5 protein-coding genes are annotated in these 5,645 nt (G+C 49.4%); all 5 read right to left on the reverse strand.

Annotation, left to right across the window (positions count from 1 at the left end):
• Positions 1–376 precede the first annotated feature (376 nt).
• Positions 377–997 (reverse strand): ATP-binding cassette domain-containing protein, encoded by a 621-nt coding sequence (locus ACTHMC_RS12395; RefSeq protein WP_440413441.1) that lies wholly within the window; start codon positions 995–997, stop codon positions 377–379.
• Between the two features lie 9 nt (positions 998–1,006).
• Positions 1,007–1,783: an ABC transporter permease gene (locus ACTHMC_RS12400; protein ID WP_440413442.1), complete on the reverse strand. Its 777-nt coding sequence runs from the start codon at positions 1,781–1,783 to the stop codon at positions 1,007–1,009.
• Positions 1,784–1,883: 100 nt separating this feature from the next.
• A complete protein-coding gene (locus tag ACTHMC_RS12405) occupies positions 1,884–3,680 on the reverse strand; it encodes an OmpA family protein (RefSeq protein WP_440413443.1) in 1,797 nt (598 codons plus the stop codon).
• Between the two features lie 28 nt (positions 3,681–3,708).
• Positions 3,709–4,821 (reverse strand): hypothetical protein, encoded by a 1,113-nt coding sequence (locus ACTHMC_RS12410; RefSeq protein ID WP_440413444.1) that lies wholly within the window; start codon positions 4,819–4,821, stop codon positions 3,709–3,711.
• 18 nt (positions 4,822–4,839) lie between these two features.
• On the reverse strand, positions 4,840–5,541 hold the full coding sequence (locus tag ACTHMC_RS12415; RefSeq protein WP_440413445.1) for a hypothetical protein: 702 nt from the start codon (positions 5,539–5,541) through the stop codon (positions 4,840–4,842).
• Positions 5,542–5,645: the final 104 nt, after the last annotated feature.

The following is a 5,645-nucleotide window of genomic DNA, read 5'->3' on the forward strand; positions in this document are numbered from 1 at the left end:
GTGGGGGGCGACGGGTTTTTGATTTTGTCAACTTCCGGTAAAAACCCGTGGGCCCCCGGCCGCGCGCGCCCCCGCGCCCGAGTGCCCCCACGCTTCATCTTAAGGTACACGCTGATTTTAGAGACAAGTTGCTTTTGTGGAACAACAATCACGAAGCCAGCATCGCCTCCTTGATCATCCTCGCACACTCATAATGCTCTCCACTCATCCCTTCCCGCCACGCCAATCCCATTTCCTTCAGATCAAAATGCTTCAATATCGTTCCGGCTGTTCCCATAATCCCCTTTTCATCCTTCGGATACCCCAGCACATAAATACTATCCGCCAGCTCCACTGCCAGGTCAATATAATTCGTACTGAAAATGATAGTATGTAACTAATGACTGGCATTGATCCACTGAAAAGCTTTTTTTACACTTTGGATATTACCCACATCCAATCCTGAAAAGGGCTCGTCCAATACCATATAATAACCGGAACTGAGGAGCTGCTCCAGAATGGCCGTCCGCTGGCGCTGGCCACCAGAGAGGAATACAGGGTACTGGTCCTTGCTTTGGGTCAGCCCCCAGTCACTGAGGTACTGCAATACTTTCTCCTTCTTTTCAACCGGGCCGAGCGGGCTGCGACGCATGGCAAACAACAGCGTCTGTAGTACGGTCTTGTGACGGAAGAGCGTGTATTTCTGATTCACGAAACCAACATCCCCTTCAGCCACCATTTTCGCGGGTTGATGTCCGTTATTGGCATCTTTGCTAAGATCCGGGATCAATACCTGGCCGGTGGTGGGCTTCTCCAGCCCTGTGAGCGCACGGAAAAGTGTGCTCTTCCCCCGGCCGGATCTGCCCAGGAATGCGATGATCTGGCCCTGCTGCCTTTCGGGACGGACCGTATCACGCTCGGTAAAATTGATATCCTGTATGATGGTCTTGCCATTGTAGGTAACACTCAGGTTCTCTACCTGCAGGATCGTTTGTTTTTGTTCGTATGCTAAGGTCATGGTAGCTGATTAAAATGTTGAGTAACGGAAAACTGATTTACGAAGCGTGCGGAGCAGCCAGTCGAGCAGCAGGCCTACCAGCAGGATCACCAGCTGCAGCGCCACGATGCGTCCGTGATTCATGAACTTATCGCTGTTCTTGATGAGTACACCCAGACCGCCGGCAGCCACCAGTATGGATTCCACGGTCACCAGCATCATCCAGGTAATGGCCAGGTTCTGGCGCAGCACATCGATCACATAATCGAACCTTCCCTTGATCACTACTTCCAGCAACACTTCCCAGCGGCTGCATTTCAGACTTCTCGCATGATCGATCTCCTCTTCGGGGATATCTTTCAACACAGCCAGTAAGGAGGTGATAAAATAAAGGCTCATAAATATGAACAGTACTCCTACCTGCATGGTTCTGGCATTACTCACCAGTATCGCCAGGTAAAACGTGATACCTGTCAGCGGCAGGTATCGCAGCCTGCTCATGGTTACGGCCAGTGGCCGCAAAGCGGGTAGTGGCGAGAGATACACAAGGAGGAGTGATATTATGACAGAGAAAAACGTTGCCTGTAAACATAAAGACAGGGAACTGGCCACGTGCACGATCAATCCTTCTTTATATAAAGATTGAAATCCATCCCAAACCTGGCCGGGTGTGGGAAACAGGTGGGTACTTCCGGCGGAACTGATGAACCAGTATCCTGTAACCAGCGCTATCCAGCTCACGCCGATGATCATGCGCTGTTCTGGGCTTATCTTTTCAAATGGTTTGAACCAGTTGGTAATTTTCATTTCGTTTGGTTGAGTTGGTTTAGAAAGGCCGGGCACAGACTCCATCACCGGCTGAGAGGTGATGTACATCTGTTACCCAGCCTTAGAACATGCAGTTAAATTACTTCAGAATGGTGATCACCACACGCCTGTTCTGTGCTTTACCGGCAGGACTGCTGTTGTCGGCGATCGGTTCGTCCTGTCCCTTACCGCCGATCTTCTGGAAACGGTTGGCAGGGATGCCACGCTTCACCAGGTAACTCTTCACAGCTTCTGCGCGGGCAGTGGATAAGGCATAGTTGCCATCTTTGGTACCGGTATTATCAGTGTGACCCACCAGCTCCAGCTTTGAGTCTTCCGCCTGGATCACCAGGTTATAGATCTGATCAAGCACATCTTCTCCTTCCGGACGAAGACTGGCGCGCGCCACATCGAAGTTGATCTTCCATTCACCCGAAGCCACTACGCTGGTAGCCTTCTGTGTATAGTCAGTGGTGTAAGAAGCACCGGCATCTATATCCCTGATCTCTTTCAGGAAAGCCAGGTTCACGGCTTCTTCATAAGGCACCACACGCTTTACATTCTGGTTGAAACCGGCAGGATTCAGTTCTTTCAGATAACGGCTCACCTGATCATATACCGCTTTATAACGGTTAGTACCATCCGAAATACCATAATACTGGTTGGCATCTGCCAGGTTGAACACGCGCGAGCCACCCATATTGTAACTCACTCCATTCTTTTCACCTTTCTGTCCCTTGAACATGGCGTACCAGTATTCAGGAGTTTCCATCGCAAAGGTCTTTGCTGTGGTCTCGGAGGCTTTCTTCCTCCAGGTATCGTACTGTTTCATCTGGTTGGTGGCCGTGTAAGCGGAGCGAAGGATCTTACCGATCACTTCTTTGTTGTTCTCGGCCCACTGACGCAAAACGATGAGGGTAGTTGCCATCTGGTTATTGAACTCTTTAGTTGAAACTACGTCTGTAAATCCAGGCAGTTTATCGAACACCATCTTATCACCGGGCGTCCAGGTAGCGCAACCATCCACTTTTTTGTTGATGGTTTTGCCGGTTAACTTACCATCTTTCACTTCTTTGAGCGGAATGCTCCAGCCTTCCTGCTGACTTTTGATCAGTTCTTTGGCAGACTCGATATAGTCATCATTGGCAGATGCCAGGAAGTTCACGGCTTCGGCATCGTAGGTGCTGGGATCGGGGTTTACTTTCAGACCGTTCGCAAATGCATAGTTCACGGTTGTAACCCAGTCGCCATCACCGATCACAGCAGATACCAGCGCACCTTTCATGGATTGAGGGTTCATCTTCCAGCTGGGTGGCCCGATCAGTTTGTCTTCCCCATAGCTCAGACCTATGGCCGCGATTGCCTGCAACTGGTACTTACCTTTTCCGTATTTGTCATCCAGCGCCTGTTGTGCAGAGCTGATGTAGAAAGGCACACCGTCGCCCATGATCATGATACCTGCAACACCTTCAGTAGGGTTGTTCTTTCCTTTATCGAATTCGTCCACGAATTTCATCTGGAGGTTACGAAGCTCGGAGAGCCAGTCCTGACGCACGATCTCCAGCCTCACGCCATTCTTTTCCATCAGAGATCCTTTACTGGTTTTGGCGCCACCGTTGGCAACGATGATACCTGATTGCGCGTTCCAGGCATAACCACCGATACGCACCAGCGGCTTGTTGGCCACATCACCGGGCTGATCGATCTCGGGGAGCGGCAGTTCATCCGATGTAGTTACATTGTTCACATCCTGATCACTCAGTGTAAGCTGTTCCAGTTTTTTGGATTCATCCACACGTAAACCGGGTGAGAGAAAATATACGGCGCTGCCTACTGCGCCTGCTACTACGAGAACGATGATGGCTTTCGAGAAAAATGTAAGATTAGACCATTTCATGATTGATAAATTTTAATTGGTTTTGAGTTTAGTTGAAAATGTCACCGAATCCTTTGCTTTCCTGCCTGTCATCGGCATTGAGCTTATAGTTCGGGTTTGAATATTTTTTGGATTCAGGTACCTGGTAATTGTCTGTTTTGATCTGGTCGGCCAGCTTGTCCAGTTTGGTGTACAGTTCATCACTGTCGTATGCATACTGGCTGGTGAGCGAATCCAGGTCGAAAAGGTTTTCTTTTGTTACGGCCAGGTCAAGGGCGATGGTATCTGTCACTACATCGAGTGCATAATCCAGTTCCCATCCCTTTGTAAAGCCCATCGCGGATTTAGCCTGTTCGGTGGCTTCGCGGGCGGCGTTGGCGAATGCGAATTCTTTCTTCAGCATATCGATACTCACTTCAAAGTCCATGATCTTGATCTCCATGGCTGTGTCCACCATATTCAGTTTCCTGTCGAGTTTGCCGATCACATGCGCGCGGCTTCCATACTTTCTCACAAGGCCTGTACTCTGGTTGAGCATATGGCTCACACGTTGTGCTTCACTGAGGGTCTTCATCAGGCCGGTCTGCAACTCAACATAGTCGTCTGATTCACGGGCCTTCTCTGGTCCGGCCTTTTGTTCCAGTTCATGCATTTTTGTTTTTGTGCTTTCGGCCCTGCCTTGCAAGAGCACCACTTTCTCCTGGTATTCCTTTGCATCCTTTTCGGCTTTCACGCTTTCGCCTTCCATCGTTGATTTGATGGCTTTGATCTTTGCTTTCGCTTCCTTGAACTGCACACGGTTCTGCACCATCTTCATTTTCTGATCTTCCAGTTCAGCGAAAGGATCATTTTTTATGAGGAGCTTATGTGTGCTTCTGGAAAAGCGCTTGAGCGCTTTTATGATCACGGGCAGCATGATGAAAAATGCGATCACCAGTACCGCTGCGGCCATTGCGCCAAGCACCTGTCCTACCCAGGTGAATACAATTGGAAGAATGTACACGTACAATCCCCATGCGGCAGTTCCCAGCAGCACGATACCAATGAGGGTGGCGATGCCCTTTTCGCCCTTTCGCCAGTTCTTCGGATTAAGAGAGATCTGGTTCTGATCAAAGTGTTTGAGAATGGGCAGTTCCATCACTTTGTTTGTTTCCATTGCCATGGTTGGTTGGTTTTGTTGTTATGCTTTTATGTATTGCTGAATGCCGTTTTTAATGGCAGACAGTTTTTCAATGCTTGCTTTTTTTGCCAGGTCATTCGCCTGTAGTTTTTCGCGGATTGAATTTTCCTGCGGCCTGCTTTTGTTATCGATGGAAGCGAGGGCCTGCTGTTTTTCCTGTACAAGGGCTTCCATTTGCTGCAGCTCTGCTTTCAGTTGCCGGATCCTTTCGGCAGCATGGTCAGCCTCCTGCTGCAGGGATTGTTGTTCTGCATTTCGCTGATCGCGGAGCGCGTTTAGTTTCTGTTGTCCCTGAGCCACATACTGCCCGTGCACTTCATTGATCTTGCTGATGTAGAATTCTGCATCCTGCAGGAGCTTGGCAGGCGATACATTCTTATCGAATGCTTTCGCCATGGTGAAGGCCATCTGGTAGGTCTGTGGCGATGTGGCGCCACCGGCACTGACAGCCAGGTAAAACTCATAGAAGTCATATCCCGGCATGTTGATGGCATCCAGGCCTGCTTCATAAGTGGCAATCACTTCCTGCACTACATCCATCGGGGCGGATGCGGGAGCCGGTGCCGGTTCAAAATGTCTATCTTTTTTCGGCTGTTCTGTAACGTTAGTTTGTGTTACAGGGAATGAGAAGCCCGGTGGTTCTTCTGTGGCAGAAGAATCCCCGTCTGTTTTTACAAACAGACTCTTCCAGTTTTTGAGCATGTTCTTAGGTATTTAGAGTGAATAGGATCAGATCAGGACATACGGATGTTGATACCAATCAAAGCTGGATGCTGTTACACGGAAACATTAAATAGCGGGAATCT

Source organism: Pseudobacter sp. (genome assembly GCF_051955275.1).
In the GTDB taxonomy this organism is placed as follows: domain Bacteria; phylum Bacteroidota; class Bacteroidia; order Chitinophagales; family Chitinophagaceae; genus Pseudobacter.